This window comes from Coprococcus sp. AM14-16 (assembly GCF_003434675.1).
In the GTDB taxonomy this organism is placed as follows: Bacteria; Bacillota; Clostridia; order Lachnospirales; family Lachnospiraceae; genus Coprococcus; species Coprococcus aceti.
On record NZ_QTLL01000002.1, the window covers coordinates 385,376 to 410,383 of the forward strand.

Annotated in this window: 19 protein-coding genes; 3 read left to right on the plus strand and 16 right to left on the minus strand. The window is 45.1% G+C overall.

Translation table 11 applies throughout. The features are described 5' to 3' along the window. The first annotated feature begins 210 nt into the window (after nucleotides 1-210). A complete protein-coding gene (gene fba, locus DW159_RS07810; protein WP_022058049.1) occupies nucleotides 211-1,080 on the plus strand; it encodes a class II fructose-1,6-bisphosphate aldolase in 870 nt (289 codons plus the stop codon). Between the two features lie 181 nt (nucleotides 1,081-1,261). Here fba and DW159_RS07815 read toward each other — a convergent pair whose 3' ends face one another. The 10 genes from DW159_RS07815 to DW159_RS07860 form a co-directional block, all read right to left on the minus strand. Continuing rightward, nucleotides 1,262-2,185, minus strand: coding sequence for a hypothetical protein (locus DW159_RS07815; protein WP_147323110.1), 924 nt, complete (start codon nucleotides 2,183-2,185; stop codon nucleotides 1,262-1,264). A 40-nt stretch (nucleotides 2,186-2,225) separates the two neighbouring features. Then, nucleotides 2,226-5,120: an excinuclease ABC subunit UvrA gene (gene uvrA, locus DW159_RS07820; protein WP_117550550.1), complete on the minus strand. Its 2,895-nt coding sequence runs from the start codon at nucleotides 5,118-5,120 to the stop codon at nucleotides 2,226-2,228. Nucleotides 5,121-5,246: 126 nt separating this feature from the next. Further along, complete coding sequence (gene uvrB / locus DW159_RS07825) at nucleotides 5,247-7,235, minus strand: excinuclease ABC subunit UvrB (RefSeq protein ID WP_117549903.1); 1,989 nt, start codon at nucleotides 7,233-7,235, stop codon at nucleotides 5,247-5,249. A 195-nt stretch (nucleotides 7,236-7,430) separates the two neighbouring features. Further along, the gene (locus DW159_RS07830) at nucleotides 7,431-7,805 is read right to left on the minus strand and encodes a hypothetical protein (protein ID WP_117549905.1); all 375 of its coding nucleotides are present in this window, start codon (nucleotides 7,803-7,805) and stop codon (nucleotides 7,431-7,433) included. A 477-nt stretch (nucleotides 7,806-8,282) separates the two neighbouring features. After that, complete coding sequence (gene trpA, locus DW159_RS07835) at nucleotides 8,283-9,053, minus strand: tryptophan synthase subunit alpha (RefSeq protein WP_187115859.1); 771 nt, start codon at nucleotides 9,051-9,053, stop codon at nucleotides 8,283-8,285. After that, nucleotides 9,046-10,230 carry a tryptophan synthase subunit beta gene (gene trpB / locus DW159_RS07840; protein ID WP_117549907.1) on the minus strand — a complete coding sequence of 395 codons (1,185 nt, stop codon included), beginning with the start codon at nucleotides 10,228-10,230 and terminating at the stop codon, nucleotides 9,046-9,048. Before trpB ends, trpA begins: the two co-directional genes overlap by 8 nt. Nucleotides 10,231-10,377: 147 nt before the next feature. Then, nucleotides 10,378-11,262: an indole-3-glycerol phosphate synthase TrpC gene (gene trpC, locus DW159_RS07845; protein ID WP_117549908.1), complete on the minus strand. Its 885-nt coding sequence runs from the start codon at nucleotides 11,260-11,262 to the stop codon at nucleotides 10,378-10,380. Nucleotides 11,263-11,311: 49 nt separating this feature from the next. Continuing rightward, complete coding sequence (gene trpD / locus DW159_RS07850) at nucleotides 11,312-12,325, minus strand: anthranilate phosphoribosyltransferase (protein WP_117549910.1); 1,014 nt, start codon at nucleotides 12,323-12,325, stop codon at nucleotides 11,312-11,314. Between the two features lie 28 nt (nucleotides 12,326-12,353). After that, nucleotides 12,354-12,920, minus strand: a complete 567-nt coding sequence (locus DW159_RS07855) for an anthranilate synthase component II (protein ID WP_117549912.1) — start codon at nucleotides 12,918-12,920, stop codon at nucleotides 12,354-12,356. A gap of 20 nt (nucleotides 12,921-12,940) precedes the next feature. Continuing rightward, nucleotides 12,941-14,428 carry an anthranilate synthase component I family protein gene (locus DW159_RS07860; RefSeq protein ID WP_117549914.1) on the minus strand — a complete coding sequence of 496 codons (1,488 nt, stop codon included), beginning with the start codon at nucleotides 14,426-14,428 and terminating at the stop codon, nucleotides 12,941-12,943. A 782-nt stretch (nucleotides 14,429-15,210) separates the two neighbouring features. Between DW159_RS07860 and DW159_RS07865 the strand changes: the two genes are divergently transcribed. Next, nucleotides 15,211-16,590, plus strand: coding sequence for an MATE family efflux transporter (locus tag DW159_RS07865; protein ID WP_022217402.1), 1,380 nt, complete (start codon nucleotides 15,211-15,213; stop codon nucleotides 16,588-16,590). Here the strand turns inward: DW159_RS07865 and DW159_RS07870 are convergent. From DW159_RS07870 to DW159_RS07895, 6 genes are all read right to left on the minus strand, one after another. Then, on the minus strand, nucleotides 16,556-17,920 hold the full coding sequence (locus DW159_RS07870; RefSeq protein WP_117550554.1) for an MATE family efflux transporter: 1,365 nt from the start codon (nucleotides 17,918-17,920) through the stop codon (nucleotides 16,556-16,558). The genes DW159_RS07865 and DW159_RS07870 overlap by 35 nt on opposite strands. 245 nt (nucleotides 17,921-18,165) lie before the next feature. Further along, entirely contained in the window at nucleotides 18,166-19,008 is an 843-nt protein-coding gene (locus DW159_RS07875; protein WP_022217400.1) for a hypothetical protein, read from the minus strand. 136 nt (nucleotides 19,009-19,144) lie between these two features. After that, nucleotides 19,145-20,008, minus strand: coding sequence for an aldo/keto reductase (locus DW159_RS07880; RefSeq protein WP_117549916.1), 864 nt, complete (start codon nucleotides 20,006-20,008; stop codon nucleotides 19,145-19,147). A gap of 87 nt (nucleotides 20,009-20,095) precedes the next feature. Continuing rightward, nucleotides 20,096-20,824, minus strand: a complete 729-nt coding sequence (locus DW159_RS07885) for a flavodoxin (protein WP_015534419.1) — start codon at nucleotides 20,822-20,824, stop codon at nucleotides 20,096-20,098. A gap of 394 nt (nucleotides 20,825-21,218) precedes the next feature. Further along, entirely contained in the window at nucleotides 21,219-22,310 is a 1,092-nt protein-coding gene (locus DW159_RS07890) for a PTS transporter subunit IIC (RefSeq protein WP_055272015.1), read from the minus strand. A 35-nt stretch (nucleotides 22,311-22,345) separates the two neighbouring features. Next, nucleotides 22,346-23,860 (minus strand): aminoacyl-histidine dipeptidase, encoded by a 1,515-nt coding sequence (locus DW159_RS07895; RefSeq protein WP_117549918.1) that lies wholly within the window; start codon nucleotides 23,858-23,860, stop codon nucleotides 22,346-22,348. A gap of 271 nt (nucleotides 23,861-24,131) precedes the next feature. Between DW159_RS07895 and DW159_RS07900 the strand changes: the two genes are divergently transcribed. Then, on the plus strand, nucleotides 24,132-24,977 hold the full coding sequence (locus DW159_RS07900; protein WP_022217397.1) for an Mrp/NBP35 family ATP-binding protein: 846 nt from the start codon (nucleotides 24,132-24,134) through the stop codon (nucleotides 24,975-24,977). Nucleotides 24,978-25,008 lie beyond the last annotated feature (31 nt).

Here is a 25,008-nt window from a genome sequence, read left to right on the forward strand (position 1 = left end):
TGGCAAATCATAGCATTTAATTTTTTTCAATGCAATTAAGGCGGACTATTCTTTATAAATGTTTTATTTTTTTCATTTCTATCGATAAGTTCAAACTAACTATATGTTGAACTTTTGGCTAAAAATTCTTTTATTTTCTTATTATATGGGGTATAATCAGCGTAAGTGGGTACATTGTATCCAAATATAATTTTACGGAGGATTTTACAAATGTTAGTTTCAGCAACAGAAATGTTAAAGAAAGCTAAGGCTGGTCACTACGCAGTAGGTCAGTTCAACATCAACAACCTTGAGTGGACAAAGGCTGTTCTCCTCACAGCTCAGGAGCTTCAGTCACCTGTTATCCTTGGTGTTTCAGAGGGCGCTGGAAAGTATATGACAGGATTTGAGACAGTTGCAGCAATGGTTAAGGCTATGGATGAGTCACTTGGAATCACAGTTCCTGTAGCTCTTCACCTTGATCACGGAACATACGAAGGATGCTACAAGTGTGTTAAGGCTGGATTTACTTCAATCATGTTCGATGGTTCACACTATCCATTCGAGGAGAACCTTGCTAAGTCAACAGAGCTCGTTAACGTAGCTCATCAGCTTGGCCTCTCAATCGAGTGTGAGGTTGGTTCTATCGGTGGTGAGGAAGACGGAGTTATTGGTATGGGCGAGTGCGCTGATCCAGCGGAGTGCAAGACTATCGCTGATCTCGGCGTTGATATGCTTGCTGCTGGTATCGGTAACATCCATGGTAAGTACCCAGCTAACTGGAAGGGACTTAGCTTTGAGACCCTTGATGCTATCCAGCAGAAGACAGGCGTTATGCCATTAGTTCTTCACGGTGGTACAGGTATCCCAGCTGACATGATCAAGAAGGCTATTTCACTTGGCGTTTCAAAGATCAACGTTAACACAGAGTGCCAGTTATCATTCGCAGATGCTACAAGAAAGTACATCGAGGCTGGTAAGGATCTTGAGGGCAAGGGATTTGATCCTAGAAAGCTTCTCGCTCCTGGTTTCGAGGCTATCAAGGCTACTGTTAAGGAGAAGATGGAACTCTTCGGATCAGTTGGTAAGGCTAACGACTAATTCTTTAACAGAACAATTAACAAATGTAACGATAAACTGTTCGACAACTTTCGGACAAGTATCGCTCGCGTAAACTTAAAGGAACCCCATCACAGCTTGTACAAGCCATGATGGGGTTCTTATTCTTACTTATTTTTCTTTTATATTATTTTTTATCTTCACTAATATAAATTTCTAAATTCTAATCTTGCTTCTCTGCCTTATCCTTCTTCCTGCTGATTGTCCACCATATAGGAACTGATATCAGCATGAAAAGTGCCGCTGCCACGCTGATCCATGCACCGACTCCGAGTCTTGCATTTGCCGCTGCATCTAGCTTTCCAAGATCTATCAATGACAGAACAAATTCAAATATCAATATTCCGCCAACAACTATAGATATAACAAGGTCTGCTATATAACAGCCTGCCTTGTTGATAAATGCACAGATCACGTCTGCTATAATAACTACCGCCACAACAAGCATTGACAGTACATTTATCCCAAACACTCCAACTATGCTTCTGGCATCTGTCCCCATATAAGCATAAGGAATAAATACTGATACAACAGCCATGATAATGCCGATCAGGTTTAACATATTAGGTACATGTGTGGATCCCTTCTTCACATCATCAGGTATGTTCTGCCTGTTCTCATATCCCATATATCCCATAGGGTTGTTGTATGGCGTTGGCTGTACCGGATGGCCGTACTGCGACTGTGGCTGGTATGGCTGCTGGGTTGGCTGACCATACTGCGGCATCTGCTGGTATGGTGTCTGCATTGGCTGTGCTCCCTGGCTATACTGTGACTGTGGCTGATATGGCTGCTGGACTGGCTGTGCTCCCTGGCTATACTGTGACTGTGGCTGATATGGCTGCTGGGCTGGCTGACCGTACTGCGACTGTGGCTGGTATGACTGCTGCACCGGCTGGCCATACTGTGGCATATGCTGATACAGTGACTGAGCTGGCTGTGCTACCTGACTATATGGTGCTTGAACTGACTGCACACCCTGACCATTCTGTGCCTGACTATTCTCAGCCATCATAGCCTTTTTCTGCTCAGAAGTCGACCCGCCATCAACTCTGTCAATATCTTCTACTCTATTCTGTTCATCCATGTTCGTCATCTACCTCCGATGTAATTATTCGACACATCCCTTACATATCGAGATACCTCTTCAGATACTGTCCTGTATAGGACTGAGGTATCTTCGCAACTTCCTCTGGAGTTCCTCTGGCAATAACCGTTCCACCGCCAGCACCTCCTTCAGGTCCCATGTCAATAATATAATCTGCGGTCTTGATAACGTCAAGATTATGTTCGATAACCACAACTGTGTTGCCGCCCTCGCTGAGCCTTCTGAGTATATCCACAAGTCTGTGCACATCAGCAAAATGAAGTCCCGTGGTTGGCTCATCAAGTACATATATTGTCTTTCCTGTTCCACGCCTTGACAACTCGGTTGCAAGCTTGATTCTCTGCGCCTCTCCGCCCGACAGAGTGGTGGATGGCTGTCCAAGCCTGATATATCCTAGTCCCACATCTCGCAACGTTTCTATCTTCCTGAGTATTCTCGGAACATTTGCAAAGAACTCACATGCCTCATCAACAGTCATATCGAGAACTTCATTGATACTCTTACCCTTGTATTTGACCTCCAGGGTCTCCCTGTTGTATCTCTTTCCTCCGCACACCTCACATGGCACATATATATCTGGCAGGAAGTGCATCTCTATCTTGATTATTCCATCTCCACGACACGCCTCACATCGTCCACCAGATACATTGAAGCTGAATCTTCCCTTGCCGTAACCTCTTGCCTTGGCATCCTTGGTTCCGGCAAACAGATCCCTTATCAGATCAAATGTACCTGTGTAGGTAGCCGGATTGGATCTCGGCGTTCTACCTATAGGTGACTGGTCTATATTTATGATCTTGTCCAAAGCATCATAACCGATGATATGGTCATGCTTTCCTGCCTTAACCCTGCTTTTATTGAGTCTTCTCGCAAGTTTCTTGTACAGGATCTCATTTACCAGAGAACTCTTTCCTGAACCAGACACACCCGTCACACATGTCATGATTCCAAGTGGTATGTCCACATCTATATGCTTGAGATTGTTCTCATAAGCATTCTTGACAGTGAGCCATCCGGTTGGCTTTCTCCTCACATCCGGAACCTCTATCTTCTTCCTGCCGCTTAAGTAGTCACCGGTGATAGAATTCTCACATTTCATAATGTCTTCAGCCGTACCCTCAGCTACCACATATCCACCATTTGCACCGGCTCCCGGTCCTATATCTATAATGTGATCCGCCGCCCTCATAGTGTCCTCGTCGTGCTCTACAACTATCAGTGTATTTCCAAGGTCTCTCAGATTCTTGAGCGCTGCGATCAACTTGTCATTGTCCCTCTGATGAAGTCCGATACTTGGCTCATCCAGAATATATGCAACTCCGACCAGACCTGAACCTATCTGTGTGGCAAGTCTAATTCTCTGTGCCTCTCCACCTGAGAGCGTACTTGTACCTCTGCTCAGGCACAGATAGTCAAGGCCCACATCTATAAGGAAATGCAGTCTCGACCTGATCTCCTTGAGTATGGCCGCACCTATCATCTTCTGTCTGTCAGTGAGTTCCAGATCCTTCATAAACTTTGCAAGTTCTGTGATAGGAAGCTCTGTAAGTTCAGCAATATTCTTATCTCCAACTGTAACAGCAAGGGCTGTCGGTTTAAGTCTCTTACCACCACAGACCTCACACGGAGTTACAGTCATGAATGTCTCATACTCGGCCTTTGTGGACTCCGCAGATGTCTCCCTGTATCTTCTGGCAACACTCTTTATGAGTCCCTCAAATGTTATATCATACACTCCCTCCCCGCGCTGTCCTTTATAATGCACCTTAACCGGTCGTGAGTTCTTTCCATATAATAAGAGATCTTTTATATCCTGTGGATAATCCTGAAATGGCGTATCAAGAGAGAATCCATACTCCGCACTGAGTGCCTTGAGTATTGCATTTGAATAGCTCTTGCCATCATTGCACGACTGCCATCCCAGAACCACAATGGCTCCATCATTTATCGACAAACTCTGATCGGGTATCATAAGATCCGGATCAAATTCCATCTTGAAGCCAAGACCTGCACATGTCGGGCATGCGCCAAATGGATTGTTGAACGAAAAGCTTCTCGGCTCTATCTCATCTATGCTGATTCCGCAATCCGGGCATGAAAAACTGTCTGAGAAATTGATAATGGTATTCTCCTTCTGAACACCATTCTCATCCCTCTCCCCGATCACCTCAATCTTCATAAGCCCCTCTGCAAGCTGAAGTGCGGTCTCTATGGAATCTGTGAGTCGCCTCTCCACATCCTGTCTTACAACCAGACGATCAACAACTATATCTATACTGTGCTTCTTGTTCTTATCGAGCTTTATCTCCTCCGACAGCTCATACATGCTGCCATCGACAACCACTCTGACAAATCCGCTCTTCTTTGCCTTCTCCAGCAGCTTTACATGCTCTCCCTTTCGGCCTCTGACCACAGGCGCAAGCACCATGAACTTTGTCCTCTCAGGTAGCTTCATGATCTCATCCACCATCTGGTCAACCGTCTGTCTGCTTATGACCTTACCACAGTTCGGGCAGTGTGGTATTCCCACTCTGGCATATAGAAGTCTGAAATAGTCGTATATCTCAGTGACAGTGCCAACTGTGGATCGGGGATTTCTGTTTGTTGACTTCTGATCTATGGAGATTGCAGGGGAAAGTCCCTCTATCTTATCCACGTCCGGCTTCTCAGCCTGTCCAAGGAACTGTCTCGCATAGGAGGACAGCGACTCCATGTATCGTCTCTGTCCCTCCGCATATATCGTGTCAAATGCCAGTGAAGACTTACCTGATCCCGAAAGTCCTGTCACGACAACAAATTTGTCCCTTGGAATCTTGACATTGATATTTTTCAGATTATTTTCACGTGCGCCCTCAATAGTAATATACTTCCTGTCAATATTCCTGCTGGCGTTGAAATAATCATCATCTTTCATGCTCGCATCCGTTATATTCTCCAAATGCTCACCACGTTCATAATTCTTATTGTCTTCCATCTTGATCTAACCTTTTCTCTTTATTATTTATATTTGTTATATCTTAATTATCTACCCTGCATCCATCTATTCTTTATCATAATCTCTCAGTGCCTCCTTATACACCTTGAGCTGATCCCTGATCTCTGCCGCCACCTCAAAGTTGAGGTCTGCTGCCGCCATATTCATCTTCTTGGTCAGCTTGGCGATAACCTTCTGAAGCTCCTTCTTCGTCATGGACTCAGCGTCCTTATCCTCCTCTGGAAGTTCCTCCTTCTTCACCTCTATGGTTATGAGATCCCTTATGCTCTTCTCTATAGTCTTAGGGGTTATTCCATGTTCCTCATTATACTTCTGCTGTATCTCACGACGTCTGCTCGTCTCATCGAGGGCATACTTCATAGAACCCGTGATAGTATCCGCATACATGATGACATGTCCATCCACATTTCGGGCTGCTCTTCCTATGGTCTGGATGAGTGATGTCTCCGATCGCAGGAAACCTTCCTTATCAGCGTCAAGTATTGCCACCAGAGTGATCTCCGGTATATCAAGACCCTCTCTCAGAAGGTTGATTCCAACAAGCACATCAAATACTCCAAGGCGGAGATCTCTCACTATCTCAACTCTCTCCATGGTGTCTATATCCGAGTGCAGATATTTTACCTTTATATCATTGTCCCTCATATAGCTGGTGAGATCTTCAGCCATACGCTTGGTAAGTGTTGTCACAAGTACCTTGTGTCCCTGCTCGGTCTCCTTGCGAACCTCTTTCAGCAGATCATCTATCTGACCTTCCACCGGTCTGACCTCAACCGGCGGATCAAGAAGTCCTGTAGGTCTGATGATCTGTTCAGCCATAAGCATCTGGTGCTCCTCCTCGTATTTGCCCGGTGTGGCAGATACGAACATGACCTGATCAATCTTCTGCTCAAATTCCGAGAAGTTGAGTGGTCTGTTGTCAAGTGCCGATGGCAATCTGAATCCATAGTCCACCAGATTCATTTTACGGGAACGGTCTCCAGAATACATCGCACCGACCTGAGGCACCGTCATATGTGACTCATCTATAATAAGAAGAAAGTCATCATCAAAGAAATCCAGCAGTGTGCTCGGCGTCTCTCCGGCTGATCTTCCAGCCAGCGGACCGGAATAGTTCTCTATACCAGAGCAAAATCCAGTCTCTCTCATCATCTCCATATCAAAGTTAGTTCTCTCCTCGATACGCTGTGCCTCGATGAGTTTATCCTTTGACTTGAAGTAAGCAACTCTGTCCTTGAGCTCCGCCTCTATCCTCTTCAGAGCCTTCTCCATCTTCTCCTGTCCAACCACATAGTGAGATGCCGGAAACAGGCATGTATATGTCAGATCTCTCTTTCCCTCTCCGGTGAGCGGATCAAACTCTGTGATCCTGTCTATCTCATCCCCGAAGAATTCTATCCTTATTCCATCGTCAAATGTTGACACAGGAATTATCTCAAGTACATCCCCACGCACTCTGAATGTGCCTCTCTGCAGATCCATGTCATTCCTGTCATACTGTATATCTGTCAGTTCATCGATGACCTGATCTCTGTCCTTTATCATGCCAACTCTGAACGACAACATCTGATTCCTGTACTCGTCCGGATCACCGATGCCATATATACACGATACAGATGCAACCACTATGACATCTTTTCTGTCTATGAGTGCTGCTGTGGCGCTATGTCTCATCCGGTCAATATCGTCATTAATAGACGAATCCTTTGCAATATAAGTATCCGTAGACGCCACATATGCTTCCGGCTGATAATAATCGTAGTATGATACAAAATACTCCACCGCATTGTTCGGGAAAAATTCTTTCATCTCCCCATAAAGCTGCGCCGCCAGAGTCTTGTTATGTGCAAGTATCAGTGTTGGCTTATTAAGCTGCTGTATGACATTCGCCATGGTAAAAGTCTTACCAGATCCGGTTACACCCAGCAGCGTCTCAAACTGATTACCTTCCTGAAAACCCTTTACCAATTTTTCTATTGCCTCCGGCTGATCTCCGGTGGGCTTGTATTCCGATACCAATTCAAAATGATCCATAAAAATCTCCTCAAAATTCTTTACACAAACTGCCACCTTCTCATGGCAGCACCCAGGCTAAAGCCTGCCTATATTATATCGAACATTAGTTCTTATATCAAGCAAAAACATGACAGCTGTCCAAGTTTATTTATACCCCGGACAACCACCATCATACACCAGTTAACCATTCTGTTCACGCTATACACATCACCACTACGCCACCATTTCATCCTCCACCAGACTTATATCATAGCGTCCCTTATCATCAACAGTTACCACAATATCCTCAAAGCCAGTATAGAATCTCAACACATACATTTCATCTGTCTTTGAGATGAATACCTCCGCGTTCATCTGCGCCATGCTGGCAAGACATTCGCCAAGCACGCCCTCGCTGACTCTGATAATCTGCCACTCTTTCTCTTCCTGACGCTTTACCGGCATCTCTTTATAATGAAGGAATAGATTCTCCTCCAACGCCTTTGATCTGCAGCTGCATCTGTGAAAATAGCTGCCGATGATCATATAAAGCATGTATGCTGTCTCCTGCTGTCTGTGTGATGTCTTTTCTGTAAATGAATATCTCATAATCGTTACCTCCATAATGAAAAAATAAACCTAAAATAAATCTACAAAATGTTGTCAATGTGTTATCTGAAGCTTTACCAGCTCACACCTTATCAGTGCCCGCTCCCCGGTCTGTCATTTTTCAGCCGACGACAGTCGCTGTGTCCGTATTCTTTGCTGCCCCGGATACCAGGCAGATGCATATTCAGTTTTCATTTGAAATCTGCCCCATGCCCAAAAGGCAACAAAAAAAGAGTCATGATTGCAGACTTGTAGCACTTGCTACTCATCATGTTTTCAAACTCTTCTACTTAAAATATGATTTATTCAATTTTCATTATGGATATCAGCAATCGCTGATGTATATGTTATATCAAAAACTAATTGTGGTGTCAACATATTTATAAATATATCTATAAAACACAAGAGAGCCAGATTTCTCCGACTCTCTTAAATATGCATCCACAAATGCATACCCCAATTAGTATCTATAATTTCCTACCTTATCGCATCTTTCATGCTCTTCACATAATCTCTCACATAAGGCACACAGTCCTTGCCGTACTGGGCACACAGCTTGACGATGGCTGAACCGACGATGACACCGTCTGACTTCTCCGCCATCTGCTTTGCCTGCTCAGGTGTGGATATTCCGAAACCTACAGCGCAAGGGATGTCCTTCGCCTTCTTCACCAGATCGACCATTGCTCCTATGTCTGTGGTGATCTTGGTTCTGGTTCCGGTTACACCGAGTGATGACACGCAATATACAAATCCACTCGCATCATTTGCGATCATGGATATTCTCTCATGGGATGTAGGTGCGATGAGTGAAATGAGATCCACATCATACTGCTTGCAGATTCCATCAAACTCGCCCTTCTCCTCGTAAGGAATGTCAGGAAGGATCAGACCGTCTATGCCAATCTCCCTGCATGTGCTGATGAATCTCTCCGAACCGTACGAGAACACGACATTTGCATATGTCATGAACACCATAGGTATTGTCACCTTCTTGCGGAGCTTTCTCACAAGATCAAATACATTGTCTGTCGTCACGCCGCCTGCAAGCGCTCTTATATTTGCGCCCTGAATGACCGGACCCTCGGCTGTCGGGTCTGAGAATGGGATTCCCAGTTCTATAAGGTCTGCACCGGCCTCTACCATTGCGTATACTACCTCCTCTGTCACATCCAGCGACGGATCGCCACATGTCACAAATGGTATAAATGCTTTTCCATGCTCAAATGCTTTTGCTATATTACTCATGAAGATCCTCCCCTCTGTATCTTGCGATGGCTGCAACATCCTTGTCGCCGCGTCCTGATACATTGATCACTATTATCTTATCCTTGTCCATTGTAGGTGCCAGCTTCATGGCGTAAGCCACAGCGTGTGCGCTCTCTATCGCAGGGATGATTCCCTCGATTCTTGACAGATACTCAAATGCATCCACAGCCTCGTCATCTGTGATCGCCACATACTCTGCACGTCCGATGTCATGAAGATATGCGTGCTCAGGTCCGATTCCCGGATAGTCAAGTCCCGCTGAGATCGAATAAACTGGGGCGATCTGTCCAAATTCATCCTGACAGAAGTAGGACTTCATGCCGTGGAATATTCCAAGCTTTCCGGTTGCGATAGTTGCCGCAGTCTCGAATGTATCAACGCCTCTGCCTGCTGCCTCACAGCCGATCAGCCTGACGCTCTCGTCAGGTATAAAATCATAGAAAGCTCCGATGGCATTTGAACCGCCGCCCACACATGCCATGACAACATCAGGAAGTCTTCCCTCCTTCTCCATGAGCTGTGCCTTGATCTCTTTACTGATCACAGCCTGGAAATCACGAACGATCTCAGGGAAAGGATATGGTCCCATGACTGAGCCGAGTACATAGTGCGTGTCATCAATTCTGCTTGTCCACTCACGGAACGCCTCAGATACAGCATCCTTCAGTGTGGCTGTTCCGGTCTTTACCGGATGAACCTTTGCTCCTAAGAGTCTCATTCTGTACACGTTGAGAGCCTGTCTGATCGTGTCCTCCTCACCCATATATATATCGCACTCCATGCCCATCATGGCTGCAACTGTAGCTGTTGCAACTCCATGCTGTCCGGCACCGGTCTCCGCAATAACCCTTGTCTTGCCCATTCTCTTAGCAAGGAGCATCTGTCCGATTACGTTGTTGATCTTGTGCGCTCCTGTGTGGTTCAGATCCTCTCTCTTGAGGTATATCTTCGCTCCGCCCAGATCCTTTGTCATTCTCTCCGCATAGTAAAGTCTGCTGGGTCTTCCCGCATACTCGTTGAGCATCTCTGTGAGTTCTCTGTTGAACTCCGGATCATCCTTATATTTCTTGTAAGCCTCCTCCAGCTCCAGCATCGCATTCATCAGAGTCTCTGGAATGTACTGGCCGCCGTGAACGCCAAATCTGCCTTTTGACATATGTTTTTCCTCCTGTTTTGTCTTCTCAGATATATTTTCAAATGTAATTTCTACACCTTTGTATTGTGTTTCTTCTATATAATATAGCAAGCAAACATATTGTATTTCGTTCTCTACATTAATTTTTCAGATGAGCCTGAATACTTCTTACTCGCCCTTCAGTTCCGCAAACAACTTCTTCTTGTCGGGACTTCTCATAAATGTCTCACCTATGAGCACCGCATCAGTTCCATTTGCCTTGAGCCTGTCTATGTCCTCTTTTGCCTTGATTCCACTCTCAGACACATACACCATCTTCTGGGGTGCTAAAGTGTCAGCCGCAGCTCCTGTACCAGTGACAGGTACCTCCGTCCCCATATGGGTGGCTGGCACCGTATCCGGTATCAGCTTTCTAAGACGAACACTGTTCATGATGTCCACCGTAAATGTTCTGAGGTCTCTGTTGTTCACCCCGATGATGCCGGCTCCGCAGGCTATCGCCCGTCTGACCTCATCCTCATCGTGAGCCTCAACCAGAGCCGACATCCCAAGTTCATGCGCAAGCTGCAGGTATAATCCAAGCTGCTCGTCATCCAGTATTGCGCAAATCAAAAGCACCGCCGAGGCTCCTATGACCTTTGCCTCATATATCATATACTCGTCAACTGTAAAATCCTTCCTCAGCAGCGGTATATTTACCTCCTTCTTTATATCCATCAGGAACTGATTGCTTCCCTGGAAATAAAACGGCTCAGTGAGCACCGATATGGCTGAAGCACCAGCCGCCTCATATTCCTTTGCGATCTCAACATAGGGAAAGTCAGGTGCGATAAGCCCCTTGGAAGGCGATGCCTTCTTGACCTCACAGATAAACGATATTCCATCCGCTGCCAGATTATCCCTAAATGGGAACTTACTATATGGGCTGCTGCCGTTATCCGTCTCTCTGGCAACTATATCAAGTGCCTGTCTCTTCATCTCCTCAAGAGGAACTTTTTTCTTCTGCTCCGCCACACGTTCCTTTGTCTTTTCCGCTATCTCATCTAATATCATCTCTTACCTCTCTATGTAACCTTCTATCATAGTCTGCGATGAAGCTTATCTACTCATTTGTCAGTCTTACAAATGCATCAAGCGTCTCAGCAGCCTTGCCACTGTCGATCACGTCCTCTGCCACCTTTATTCCGTCTGCTATGGAGTCTGCCTTGCCTGCAATGTAGATACAAGCTGCTGCGTTCAGTACAACTGCATTTCTCTTGGCTCCAGTAATCTTACCTGACAGGATATCGCGGGTGATCTGTGCATTTTCCTCAGGATCGCCGCCCACCAGATCCTCCTTACTGCACCTCTCAAATCCGAAATCCTCTGGCTTGATCTCATACTTTGTGATCTCGCCATCTTTGATCTCTGCTACAGTTGTAGGTGCGCTCATGGAGATCTCATCCAGACAATCCTGTCCGTATACGACAAGTCCCCGTTTTACGCCAAGACCAACAAGTACAGGAGCCATCTGATCAACAAGCTCCTCCTTGTATACTCCCATGATCTGCATCTGAGCCTTTGCTGGGTTGGTGAGAGGTCCAAGGATATTGAATACTGTCGGTATTCCAAGTGCCTTTCTGACCGGGCCTGCATATTTCATCGCCTTGTGATATACCTGGGCAAACATAAAGCTCATGTTGCACTCAGCAAGAACCTTGCCCATCTTTTCAGGTGATATGGAGATATTTACACCAAGAGCCTCAAGTACATCCGCTGCTCCACTCTTGCTCGATACGCTTCTGTTGCCGTGCTTTGCGATCGGTACTCCGGCCGCCGCTGCAACTATACCACTCGTTGTCGATATGTTAAATGAATTCGCACAATCCCCACCTGTTCCCACGATCTCAAGAACATCTATTCCGTCATGTGGAAGAGACTCCGCATGGTCTCTCATTCCATTTGCACTGGCTGTTATCTCATCAAGTGTCTCGCCCTTCATATGAAGCGCTGTGAGATATCCAGCCGTTGTCTCTCCCGGCACCTGGCCGCTGAATATTTCATCCATGCTGGCATATGCCTCATCGTATGTAAGATCCTGTCCTGCTGCTGCCTTCTTAAGAGTTTCCTGTATCATCGCCATATCCTCCTTATTTTATATCATTTTATATCTCTAAAAAATTCCTGAGCATTATCTTGCCCTTCGGTGTCAATATCGACTCCGGATGGAACTGAACTCCGTATACCTCGTGATCCCTGTGTTTTACTGCCATGATCCCTCCATCCTCCGTTCTTGCTGTGACCTCCAGACATTCTGGGAAATTCTCATCGTCTGCTGCCAGTGAATGATATCTGGCAACCTGTATCTTGCTCTGAAGTCCTCTGAACAATCTGCAGTTCAGATTCACATCAACCAGCGACATCTTTCCATGCATAAGTTTCTTTGCATATGTGACTGTCGCACCATATGTCTCACAAATCGCCTGATGTCCGAGACACACGCCAAGGATTGGTACTTTTCCTGCAAAATATCTCACCGCATCCTCACACATTCCCGCATCCGAAGGTCTTCCGGGACCCGGTGAGATGATTATGTGATCCGGATTCATCGCCTCGATCTCCTCACAGGTGAACTCATCATTTCTTATGACCTTTATATCCGGATTTATTGCCCCCACAAGCTGATACAGGTTGTAGGAGAAGCTGTCATAATTATCTATAAGTATTGTCATTTGTTTTGTCCTCCTTGTATTTATTGTGCATGCGCATGAAAAGCGCTCATTGTGAGTGCTGTTGTAACTGCCTTTGCCTTGTTGATACATTCCTGGAACTCATTTGCCGGAACACTATCCGCCACGATTCCTGCTCCGGATCTGACAAATACCTTGTCACCCTTTTTGTATGCGATCCTTATGGCTATACATGTATCAAGATTCCCTGTGAAATCTATGTATCCTATGGCTCCACCATATATTCCTCTCTTGTTGTCCTCCAGCTCGTTGATGATCTGACACGCCCTGATCTTCGGTGCTCCCGAGAGGGTTCCTGCTGGAAGTACCGCATCTACGGCTGACAGCTCATCATACCTGCTGTCATCGATCTCTCCTTTGACCGTTGACCCGATATGCATTACATGTGAGTACCTCTGAACCTTCATGTACTGCTCAACCTCAACAGTTCCGAACTTGCTTATCTTACCAAGATCATTTCTTCCGAGATCCACCAGCATATTGTGCTCCGCCAGCTCCTTCTCATCCGCCATAAGTCCGGCCTCAAGTCTCATATCCTCTTCCTTTGTCTTTCCCCTCGGTCTCGTTCCAGCAAGAGGAAATGTGTGGAGCACACCATTCTCAAGCTTTACCAGTGTCTCAGGTGATGCGCCCGCAACCTCTATCTGGTCGCCGCTGAAGTAGAACATATACGGAGAAGGATTTGTGCTTCTGAGAACCCTGTATGTATTGAACAGTGAACCCTCCATCTCAGCCTCAAGTCTGTTTGACAGAACCACCTGGAAGATATCTCCCTCGAATATGTACCTCTTTGCCCTCTCGACCATGCTGCAATATTTTTCTTTATTGAACAGAGGCTTGAAATCACTCTTCATCTTAACCGGCTCTATCTCAGCCATCTCTCCATCGAGGATTAGCTTCTTCATATCTTCTATGTCAGCAAGTGCCTTTGCATATCCGGCTTCTATATCGGACGTGTCAGCATTTGCAATGAGGATCAGCTTTGACTTGAAATTGTCAAATGCTATGACCTTGTCAAAGAGCATGAGATCCAGATCCTGAAATTCCTCATCGTCATCGGCATCGATCACAAGCTTCTTCTCACTGTACTTTATATAATCATATGAGAAGTAACCGACAAACCCGCCTGTAAATGTTGGAAGTCCTTCTATCTTCGGACTCCTGTAATCCTTAAGTATCTCTCTTATGAATCCCTCAGGATGAATGTCATCCGCTTTCTTTATCACATTTCCATCTATATCCTTGAGCTGTATGTGCCCATTCATGCATGTGACATCAAGCTTTGGATTGTAACCAAGAAATGTGTACCGTCCCCACACCTCCTGATTCTCCACGCTCTCAAGTATGTAACAGTGCTCATTTGCCGCTTTCAGCTTTCTGAGTAAGTTGATAGGTGTGATCACATCCGATAACATCTCACAGCACACCGGAACCATCCTATATCCGTCTGCCGCATATTTCTTTGCCTCGTTAAGTTCTGGTCTTATCATGTCTCATCCTCCTTGCCAATTAATCCATTATGAGCAGACGCATGAAAGGCGCTTCGCGCGGCGTCTGCGTGCTTCACAACATGTCGTCAAGCGTAGCTTGATGACCTACTCGCACATCAGTGCGTTTCCTTTTTAGGATTCCTCCCGCTTATGCGGGTCCCTCCTTATGAAAATAAAAAAAACCACAGGACATAAAAAAAATTCCTTATCCTACAAACATTAGGACAAGAAATCTAATCTCCTGCGGTGCCACCTAATTTCATCAATAAATAAAAAAAAATATATATAAATAATTTATATATATTTATATATATCGATGCCCTCGACCATATACAATCATATATGTACCTTCTATAACGGTAGGTCTCCGTCTCCCCTACTTGAATCTCAAATCTTTCGGTTTGCCCTCACAAGTCCATTCACCTGCACTCCCATCGCTGCAATCACACCACCTGCAACTCTCTGAACATGTTATATGCCGCTACTCCTCTTGATCAACGGTTTATCTTATATCTGTAACCATAATGCGCTTTCCTAGTAAATTTGTCAAGAATAATTTTTCAAGTTTTTGTTATATTTTCACTCGCTTTTTACTGTTTCCCGCATATTTGCTGGACTTTTTCCACTTATCATTTATTTTATACTTTCTTTATTATTTGTTGATTGACTACCCCATCTAACTGAAATATTCTATACATTAGGCATTATAATAGAGAACACATCTATTCAAAATATAATCTTTTCCGAAAAATTCGAAAAGTTATCAACATTAAGGAGCAGTTATGAACACAAGTACAATTTCTTCAAATTCTGAAGAGAGGATGGGCACGGCGCCGATATTTAAACTTATGCTCTCCATGGGCATTCCAACATTTGTGGCGCAGCTCATCAATCTCTTATACAACATAGTGGACAGAATATACATAGGACATATCCCCGAGGTAGGCGCAGCATCCCTCACCGGAATCGGACTGTGTCTCCCGATCATCACCCTTGTAAGTGCATTCAGCGTGTTCGTGGGCGCGGGCGGAGCACCTCTGGCTTCCATTGCTCTCGGTAAAGGCGACAGGGACAAGGCACAGCGCATCCTGTCAAATGGCGTAACCCTGCTCATCATATTTACAGTTATTGTTATGGCTGTCATCTACACATTGAAGAAACCGCTTCTGTATTTCTTCGGTGCCAGCGATGCCACCTATCCACATGCCGATGACTATCTGAGCATTTACCTTATAGGCACTATATTTGTCATGATCACCACCGGACTGAACACATTTATCACAGCCCAGGGACAGTCAAAGACCGCCATGTTTTCTGTGCTCATAGGAGCCATATTCAACATCATCCTCGATCCGATATTCATATTTGCACTGAACCTCGGAATCAAGGGTGCGGCCATAGCGACCGTCATATCCCAGGCGATAAGTGCGGCATGGGTTATCAGATTTCTGACATCCGACAAGGCTAGTCTTCGCATATCAGCGCAGATGATGCGTCCACAAGGCAAGCTGATCCTGTCAATTGCAGCTCTCGGTGTGTCACCATTTATCATGCAGGTCACGGAGAGCCTTATAACCATCGTGTTCACTCACGGGCTCCAGAAGTACGGCGATGACCTGTACGTGGGATCATTCACCATACTCCAAAGTATCATGCAGATTATATTTATCCCGATGAGCGGTTTCTCCCAGGGAGTCCAGCCCATCATCAGCTACAACTACGGCAAGGGCAACGTGGACAGAGTGAAGAAGACATGTACCATACTGATAACCATGTCCATCATAGTGTCATTTGTCCTGGCTGGGGCCGCATTCCTGTTTCCGTCCGTGGCAGCCGGAATATTTACCTCGGATGAATCCCTCAAAGCACTCTGTGCAAAAGTTCTTCCGATATACATATTCGGAATGATGTTCTTTGGCATACAGAACGGATGTCAGCAGTCCTTCATATCCATGGGACAAGCAGGCAAATCCCTTATATTTGCACTGCTGAGAAAGGTCATACTGATAATCCCACTCGCGATCATCCTGCCATACTGCACGCACTCAGTCATGAGTATTTACTACGCCGAGCCTATCAGCGACATAGTGTCCGCATTCTCATGCGGCGCAACATTCATGCTGACATTTAAGTCAATGATGAAAGGTGCAGGGAAGAAGTAACCCTCCTCATTTTCCTTCTCAGCAACACCATGCCCACCACGCACGACACGATCTCCGTGATCGGGAATGCCCACCATATCAGTGATACATCCGCCTGACCGCCTCTGACCAGAGCCGCAAATGCTCCGGCAAGCGGCAGGATGATTATCAACTGTCTGAGCAGCGATATCACAAGCGATTCCACACCGCCTTCAAGGGCCTGATATATTCCCTGAAATGCAACATTTACCCCGGCAAATACGAAACTTAGGGAGATTATCCTCATGGCGTCTATAAAATACACTCTGGACTGTCCCGCATTAAAAAGTCCGGCAAATGCAGCTGGAAACAGCTCTGTCACAGCCATTCCAAACACCATCAGCACTATTGTGTAGATTATTCCATACTTAATCGCATCATTTATCCTCTTTCTGTCACCCATTCCATAGCTGTATGCCGTGATCGGGGTGATCGCATCCCTGAGTCCAAATGCGAGAAACAGCACAAACTGCTGAACCTTGTAGAACAGACCATATGCAGTCTGCGCCGACTGGTTAAACTTGAGAATGAGATTCAGCGCGTATACCATGATGGACATAAGTGCCTGGGCTATGATGGCCGGGAGTCCTATGGCATATATTCCCCGGATGATTCTCCAGTCAGGCTTCATGTATGCACATCCATGTTCAAATTCCTTATTAAGTCTCAGATGGAACACGCACAGCAGAACCGCAGACGCTATCTGACCTATAATAGTCGCATAGGCGGCTCCTCTGACACCCATCTCAGGAAATGGTCCCACTCCGTATATGAGAAGCGGATCAAGTATGATGTTTATGACAGCTCCCATCACCTGACCTATCGTTGAATACATGGATCTGCCAGTTGCCTGAAGCAGCTTCTCAAACAACGAGAAGAATATTATTCCAAATGAATACACACAGCATATTCTTAGATAATCCACAGCCATCTCTGTGACCTGCGTGTCCATAGTCTGTGAGACTATATAAGTCCTCACTCCCAATATTCCAAATAACAAACACACCACATATATTACAGCACCGAGAAACAGACTGTTGCCAGCCACCTTGGCAGCTCTTTCCTTATCACCCTGACCAAGGGTTCTGGCAATAAACGCATTTGTGCCGACTCCCGTGCCTATGCCCAGAGCAACCATGAGCATCTGCACCGGAAATACCAGCGTGAGGGCATTTAACGCAGCCTCACTTCCCACCTTCATATTTCCCACAAATGCGCTGTCTACGATGTTGTACACCGCCTGAAGCGCCATGGAAAGAATCATAGGAATACCCATCTGGATCATCAGCTTTCCAACTGGCATATCTTTCATCTTATTTCTCTCTCTGTTTTCCTCTTTGTTCTTATCTATTTCTTCCACTCTTCAAACTCCTTTCCCTGAACAAAAAAAGCAGCTACCGCCTAAGTTAGTTGGACTTACGCTGAATAGCTACACACTAGAAAATTATTATATATACACATAAAAAGCGAGTGACAAAACTGGATTTACGCAATCTTTGCCACTCGCTTTCGATGTGTATTATACTTTTTGTTTTTGAAAAAGTAAAGTTGTAAAATTTATAATGGACTGAACATGTTATCCAGAATATCCTGATAATTTCTGTCACCAAGTGTCTCTATAGCTATTATCATCGTATACTTTCCGTCATCTGATCTTACTATTACATTTGTCAGAGAGTACTCAGTTCCAGACATATCAGCCGTTGCTGTACATATGTAGTGCTCTTCGCCAAATACTGTACACTTGGAATAATCAGTCTCAATATTGCTTGCTTCAGCGCCAATTCTACTTGCTGTAGATGTAATAACAGTATCCATCTGAGCAACAGTTGCCTTTGCTACTGTATTCTCATCAGCCCACACATCATAACCGTAATTTCCACCACCCTTAGGGGACTTTATTTTGAGCAGAATATAGTGTGTACCATCATTTGCACAGAATGCATAATCGTTTCCTACCGTAAAGCTATTGTCCAGATTATCCAATGCCCTCTGTACAGTCTCATCGCTATTGGAATCCTCCACAACCTCAGAGATATCGGTGGCAGTCAGTAATGAACCTCTTGTCTGAATTCCATAGCTTCCTTCAAGGTTGATCTTAAATCCAAAATACGAATTCTCATAACCATTCTTGGTGTATACACCTACTATTGAAGGATCAGCTTCTGCCTCTTCACTGTCCTCTGTATCTTCCTCTGTGTCCTCCTCATCAATGGCGACCGAACTGTCCTCAGTATCATCTGCAGTGTCCTGTGTTTCAGTATCCTGCTCCTCTGTTGCTGCTTCTGTCTCAGCTTCAGTTGTAGCCTTAGTTACAGAATTGTCATTGCCCCCACAGCCTGTCAGCATCAATCCCATCATCATTGCAGCCACTACAATATAACTTGTTCCCTTTTTCATATTGTTCATTTCCTCCTAAATGTATAAAATTAGCAACATCTCTATTATAAGGTAACTATTATATTATGCAAGATATTTATGATTGCAAACTATACAAACCTGACGGCTGTCCACTATAGCTATGAACTTTTCTTTATTATATACGTCCACCATATACAGGAAAACCACTGCTCGCTCCATAGCTCTCGATCTTCTTGAAATTCTTAAGAGCCTCCATATCCTCTGCACTTATCTCGAAATCGACCTCTGTATTGCTCTTCATGTGCTCTGGATTGGCCGTCTTTGGCAGTGAAATTGTTCCGAGCTGGATAGTATATCTGATGCAGAGCTGTGGAACAGTCACACCATACTTGTCCGCCATAGCCTTGATCTCAGGCTGATTGAGTATCTCACCATGTGCGATAGGTGAATAAGCCTCAACAAGTATATCGTTCTTCTGACAGTAATCCACCAGTTCTATCGGAGTATTGCTGATGTGAAGAAGTATCTGGTTGACCATAGGCTTGATCTCAGCAGTCTCCATAAGGCTCTCGATATCACCGATCTGGAAATTGGATATACCAATAGCCTTGAGCTTGCCTTCCTTGTATGCCTCCTCAAGTGCTCTCCATGCTGCTCTGTTGCCCTCCACGTATCTGTCATCGCTCTGATTTACCTTTACCCAAGGCTGTGGGCTGTGAATGATCATCATATCGAGATAGTCAAGTCCCATCTTCTCAAGCGTTCCATCGATTCCCGCCTTGGCCTCCTCATATGTCTTGTGCTCAGCCGCAACCTTTGAGACTACGAACAGTTCTTCTCTTGGAATACCACAGGTTCTAACTCCTTCGCCTACTCCGCGCTCATTGCCGTATGCCTGTGCAGTGTCAATATGTCTGTAACCTATCTTTACGGCCTCCCTCACGGCATCTGCTATCTTGTCATCGTCGATGAACCATGTTCCAAGTCCAAGCTTTGGAATTGCTACTCCATTGTTAAGTGTGTAAGTTTCTTTTAACATTTTTATATCCTCCTGTTTCTTTTTATTTCAATTTCAAATTATTTCCAGCTATGTTTATTACATCTGTTCAGTTACTTATCTGACACATTACTGTCCAAGGCCGAGCCCGCTTATCCAGTCGGCCACATCCTGCTGTGTCACACCCGACGAGAATCTCTGACCATCCTTCCAGTCTCCGCTTCCTGCCTCAGAAGCCAGATCATCTGCACTGCTTCCCAGTCCTGAGCTCGCCGATGTGCAGAACGGATATACAGTCTTGCCAGTGAAGTCATTTGCCTTGACAAATGAATCTACCGGCCATGCAGACGTTCCCCACCATATAGGATAACCTACAAATACCGTATCATACGATTCCCAGCCAGGAACTTCAGTGGTGGTAAGCTCCACATCCCTGAGGCTTTCGTCATTGTGTTCCTTTGATACCCTGCTGCTGTCATCATTGTAGTTCAGATCATCCGATGTATACTCCTGGGCCGGGGTGATCTCAAATATATCTGCTCCTGTCTCTGCCGCTATATATTCTGCAGCATCTTTTGTATTTCCAGTTGCTGAAAAATAGATCACCAGAGTCTTACCTGTCTCTGTGTCAACATTGTCTGTCTCATCAGCGCTGCTTTCCTCGCTGGTCTGTTCCTCTGATACCGTAGAGTCAGCGTTGTCGTTGCTTGTATCGGCCTCATTGACCGCATCCGTAACAACCTCTGTCTGGGTTTCTGCCTGTGTGGTACTTTTACTTTCTGTGCTGTCACCACTTCCGCATCCAACAAGTCCAAAAGCCATAACAGCACACACTAAAAATGCTCCTAATTTCTTCATTAAAGCGTCCTCCTGTCTGTTTTAACTACCATATTTTCGAAAAACGTCAGGAACTGTTTCTCTGACATATCTAATAATACTCTTTGGAGTTCACTTCAAGGCAAGGACTTTTTTGTATTCTTGATTTTTCTATCGTCTGCTCATTTTTGCTGTATTTTCACTCCACAAATCAAGCACCATATATTTTGTATCTTTTTCCTTCTGAATCACCCATTTTAGGAAAATATTATCTCCTTTTCCATATAAAAAGGCCCGAAAGACACAAAATCTGTAAATTTGTATCTTTCGAGCCAATTTCAATCTTATTTGCGAAAATATTGTATCTTTTCTGTTGTAATCTGCCTGATGGAAACAATTTTGAGATAATTTTCTTCCACCGGATTTCAGCCAATCTTTATGATAAAGTCATATCTCCATCCTTAACCCAGCCGAGTTTTCTCACCACCATGTTGATGAGCGGGCAGAGAACTGCAGGAAGTACAAATGAGATTAGGATCAGACCAACCCAGTCCATAGCTGTGACCGCTGTCTTGCTTCCCGCCTCGATATCATTCATCCAGCCTGTGTATACTCCGATCTGTCCAACCAGACCACATGTACCCATACCTGATGATACAGGAGTTCCATTCATCTGAAGCTTGAACAGACATGTTGCAAGAGGACCTGTGATCGCAGAGGTAACTATAGGTGCGATCCAGATTCTCGGATTCTTGATGATGTTACCCATCTGGAGCATTGATGTTCCGATTCCCTGTGAAACAAGGCCACCCCATTTATTCTCTCTGAATGACATAACTGCAAATCCAACCATCTGCGCACAACATCCCGCCACAGCAGCACCGCCGGCCAGACCTGTAAGTCCGAATGCCGCACATATCGCAGCGGATGATATCGGAAGTGTAAGTGCCACACCGACGAGAACTGATACCGCAATACCCATCCAGAACGGCTGAAGGTTTGTAGCCAGCATGATGAGATCTCCGACCTTCATGGCTATGGCACCGAGTGTAGGTGCAAGAAGTGCAGACACAGCCACACCACTTCCGATGGTAACCAGAGGTGTCACCAGTATGTCAATCTTTGTCTCCTTTGAGACAACCTTTCCAAGTTCAGTTGCAATAACTGCAATAAAATAAACTGCCAGCGGGCCTCCTGCGCCGCCCAAGGCATTTGCCGCAAATCCAACTGTTATCAGTGAGAACAATACGAGCTGTGGTGCCTTAAGAGCATATCCTATAGCCACCGCCATCGCCGGCCCTGCCATCGCAGAAGCGAGACCGCCAACTGTATAATCTGTCCCATTCACGGTCGCAACAACCGCTTTGAGAAATCCTACACCAAACTGATTGCCAAGTGTGTTCAATATAGTTCCGATCAGCAGAGTACAGAACAATCCCTGTGCCATGGCACCCAGGGCATCTATTCCGTATCTCTTGACACTGAACACAATGTCCTTCTTCTTCAAGAATCCTTTTACCTTTTCCATCATTCTTCTCCTTATTGGAATTATATTGCTGTCAATTACTTCAATTTCTCAAGTATACCCAGTGTATACCTCCATGTTCTCTGTACACTGGCAACATCCATAGACTCTCTGCTGGTATGGATATTTTTCATATCCGGGCCAAATGATACGCAGTCCAGACCCGGCATCTTGCCAGCGAAAAGTCCACACTCCACTCCGGCGTGAATCGCCTGTATAACAGGCTTTCTTCCATACTGCTCTTCAAACACATCCACCATAATATCTCTGAGAGGAGAATCATGTCTGTACTCCCATGCAGGATAATCCCCCTGCACTTCCAGACTTCCACCAGCCGAGACAGATACACATCGGAGCTGATCTATCAGATTTTCCTTTTCAGACTGTACACTGCTTCTTACTGAAAAGCTTGCTGTGACCTCATCCTCAGTTGTATTCAATATTCCAAGATTCAGCGATGTCTGCACAAGCCCTTCTACATCATTGCTCATCTTCTGAATTCCATTTGGCATCATCATAAGACTCCTGATAACTATATCCGATGACTTTTCTGTCATAACTCTGTTGATCATGGTTCTACCATACATATCGTTCTGCACATCATCCGCGTTATTATATGAACCCAGATCATCTGACAGATCCGTTTCTACTTTCACTATAAGCTCTGGATCAGTATTTCCAAATTCATGCCTCAGAATATTCTCATTCTTTTCCGCAGATTTTACAAAGTTATCCACATCCTCCGGATCAATACCCACATATGCCTTCGCCTTGTTAGGTATTGCATTGTCCTTAAGACCGCCCTGTATAGATATCAGTCTGTATGGAACATCCCTTCCTATATTATATAGAAGTCTTGCAAGCTGCTTGTCGGCATTTGCCCTCTGTTTTATGATCTCCACGCCGGAATGTCCACCGGTAAGACCCTCTACAATAATTTTCACAACTGAATGATCATCTTCTGCATTCTCATATTCAACCGGAATATGGCACGTAGCACACGCACCTCCGGCACATGACACCAGCAGATACCCCTCATCCTCAGAATCCAGATTGAGCATGATCCGTGACTTAAGTGGACTACAGTCAATCGCCGCAGCTCCCAGCATTCCTATCTCCTCATCAACCGTAAATACACACTCAATCGGTGGATGTGGTATATCGTCGGCATCCAGTATAGCCAGTGCAAATGCCACAGCTATCCCGTCATCTCCGCCAAGGGTGGTTCCATCAGCGGATATCACTCCGTCCTCAAGCACTAGTCTCAGTCCGTCCCGCTCAAAATCAATATCACAGTCAACATCTTTCTCACAGACCATATCCATATGTCCCTGTAGCATGACAGGGGCACTGTCCTCATACCCGGCAGTTCCGTCCTTGAATATGATCACATTGTTGCTCTCATCCTGTATATATCTCAGATTTTTGTCTATGGCAAACTTCACCAGATAATCACTTATCTTCTTTGTATCCGACGATCCGTGTGGAATCCCACATATCTCCTCAAAAAAACGAAAAACTCCATATGGTTCGATATTTGATAAAACTCCCATGCTATATTCTCCTTTTTATAGTATTTTTCATGCCTAATTACTTTATTAGAATACTTTCTATCAGGTATTTCATTTCAACTCTACAATCCGTATACTATCATGTCTCTGATTATATATTTGACACCCGTCAATTTCAACTCACCTCTCAAATTTCATAGTACCTGCATTCGTTGACTTTGTAACCTCTTAATGATATATATTAATCAAATGCGTAACTTAGCATACAACACAGATTGCACAGACATCCATGTGCAGTAGATTGGAGAGTATCATGTCAGAGAATTGTACACACAACTGCAGTACCTGTGGCCAGAGCTGTTCCAGCAGAACAGAACCACAGAGTCTTATCATAGAGCCACATCCAGGTTCGCATATAAAGCATATTATTGCCGTGGTCAGCGGCAAAGGAGGAGTCGGCAAATCCTCAGTAACCTGTCAGCTCGCCGTTCTCATGCAGCGCATGGGTTACAAGACAGCCATACTTGACGCAGATATCACAGGACCTTCTATTCCAAAGGCATTTGGCGTACATAAGACACCAGAGGCAGAAGGAGATTTCCTGTATCCCGATGAGACGGAAACAGGAATCAAGATCATGTCTGTGAATCTTCTTCTGGACGACGAGACAACACCTGTCCTCTGGAGAGGACCTATCATAGCGGGAACAGTCAAGCAGTTCTACTCAGACATCATCTGGGGAGACATAGACTATATGTTCATCGACTGTCCTCCTGGAACCGGCGACGTGCCACTTACCATATTCCAGTCCATCCCTATAGATGGAGTTGTGGTAGTTACCACCCCTCAGGATCTCGTATCTGTCATCGTTGGAAAGGCTGTTCACATGGCAGACAGCATGAATATCCCTGTCATTGGTATGATAGAGAATATGTCATATTTCATTTGTCCTGACTGCAATAACAAGCACTATATATTTGGCAAGAGCCAGCTTGAGCAGGTCATAAGAGACCTGTATATAGGGCACGCGATCCGTCTGCCTATCAATCCTTCCCTTGCGGGGCTTATGGATAGGGGTGAGATAGAGCACATGGAAGCAAATGCTGATCTTCAGGAATTTGCTGATCTCATAAGCACATTTGACCCTGACAAATACTAATTCACCTGTCAGTTAATAACAATTATCATCT

Excerpts from the sequence above, each read along its gene's own strand:
- fba (WP_022058049.1), top strand. The coding sequence starts at position 211 with ATGTTAGTTTCAGCAACAGAAATGTTAAAGAAAGCTAAGGCTGGTCAC.
- DW159_RS07815 (WP_147323110.1), bottom strand. The coding sequence starts at position 2,185 with ATGGATGAACAGAATAGAGTAGAAGATATTGACAGAGTTGATGGCGGG.
- uvrA (WP_117550550.1), bottom strand. The coding sequence starts at position 5,120 with ATGAAAGATGATGATTATTTCAACGCCAGCAGGAATATTGACAGGAAG.
- uvrB (WP_117549903.1), bottom strand. The coding sequence starts at position 7,235 with ATGGATCATTTTGAATTGGTATCGGAATACAAGCCCACCGGAGATCAG.
- DW159_RS07830 (WP_117549905.1), bottom strand. The coding sequence starts at position 7,805 with ATGAGATATTCATTTACAGAAAAGACATCACACAGACAGCAGGAGACA.
- trpA (WP_187115859.1), bottom strand. The coding sequence starts at position 9,053 with ATGAGTAATATAGCAAAAGCATTTGAGCATGGAAAAGCATTTATACCA.
- trpB (WP_117549907.1), bottom strand. The coding sequence starts at position 10,230 with ATGTCAAAAGGCAGATTTGGCGTTCACGGCGGCCAGTACATTCCAGAG.
- trpC (WP_117549908.1), bottom strand. The coding sequence starts at position 11,262 with ATGATATTAGATGAGATAGCGGAAAAGACAAAGGAACGTGTGGCGGAG.
- trpD (WP_117549910.1), bottom strand. The coding sequence starts at position 12,325 with ATGATACAGGAAACTCTTAAGAAGGCAGCAGCAGGACAGGATCTTACA.
- DW159_RS07855 (WP_117549912.1), bottom strand. The coding sequence starts at position 12,920 with ATGACAATACTTATAGATAATTATGACAGCTTCTCCTACAACCTGTAT.
- DW159_RS07860 (WP_117549914.1), bottom strand. The coding sequence starts at position 14,428 with ATGATAAGACCAGAACTTAACGAGGCAAAGAAATATGCGGCAGACGGA.
- DW159_RS07865 (WP_022217402.1), top strand. The coding sequence starts at position 15,211 with ATGAACACAAGTACAATTTCTTCAAATTCTGAAGAGAGGATGGGCACG.
- DW159_RS07870 (WP_117550554.1), bottom strand. The coding sequence starts at position 17,920 with ATGAAAGATATGCCAGTTGGAAAGCTGATGATCCAGATGGGTATTCCT.
- DW159_RS07875 (WP_022217400.1), bottom strand. The coding sequence starts at position 19,008 with ATGAAAAAGGGAACAAGTTATATTGTAGTGGCTGCAATGATGATGGGA.
- DW159_RS07880 (WP_117549916.1), bottom strand. The coding sequence starts at position 20,008 with ATGTTAAAAGAAACTTACACACTTAACAATGGAGTAGCAATTCCAAAG.
- DW159_RS07885 (WP_015534419.1), bottom strand. The coding sequence starts at position 20,824 with ATGAAGAAATTAGGAGCATTTTTAGTGTGTGCTGTTATGGCTTTTGGA.
- DW159_RS07890 (WP_055272015.1), bottom strand. The coding sequence starts at position 22,310 with ATGGAAAAGGTAAAAGGATTCTTGAAGAAGAAGGACATTGTGTTCAGT.
- DW159_RS07895 (WP_117549918.1), bottom strand. The coding sequence starts at position 23,860 with ATGGGAGTTTTATCAAATATCGAACCATATGGAGTTTTTCGTTTTTTT.
- DW159_RS07900 (WP_022217397.1), top strand. The coding sequence starts at position 24,132 with ATGTCAGAGAATTGTACACACAACTGCAGTACCTGTGGCCAGAGCTGT.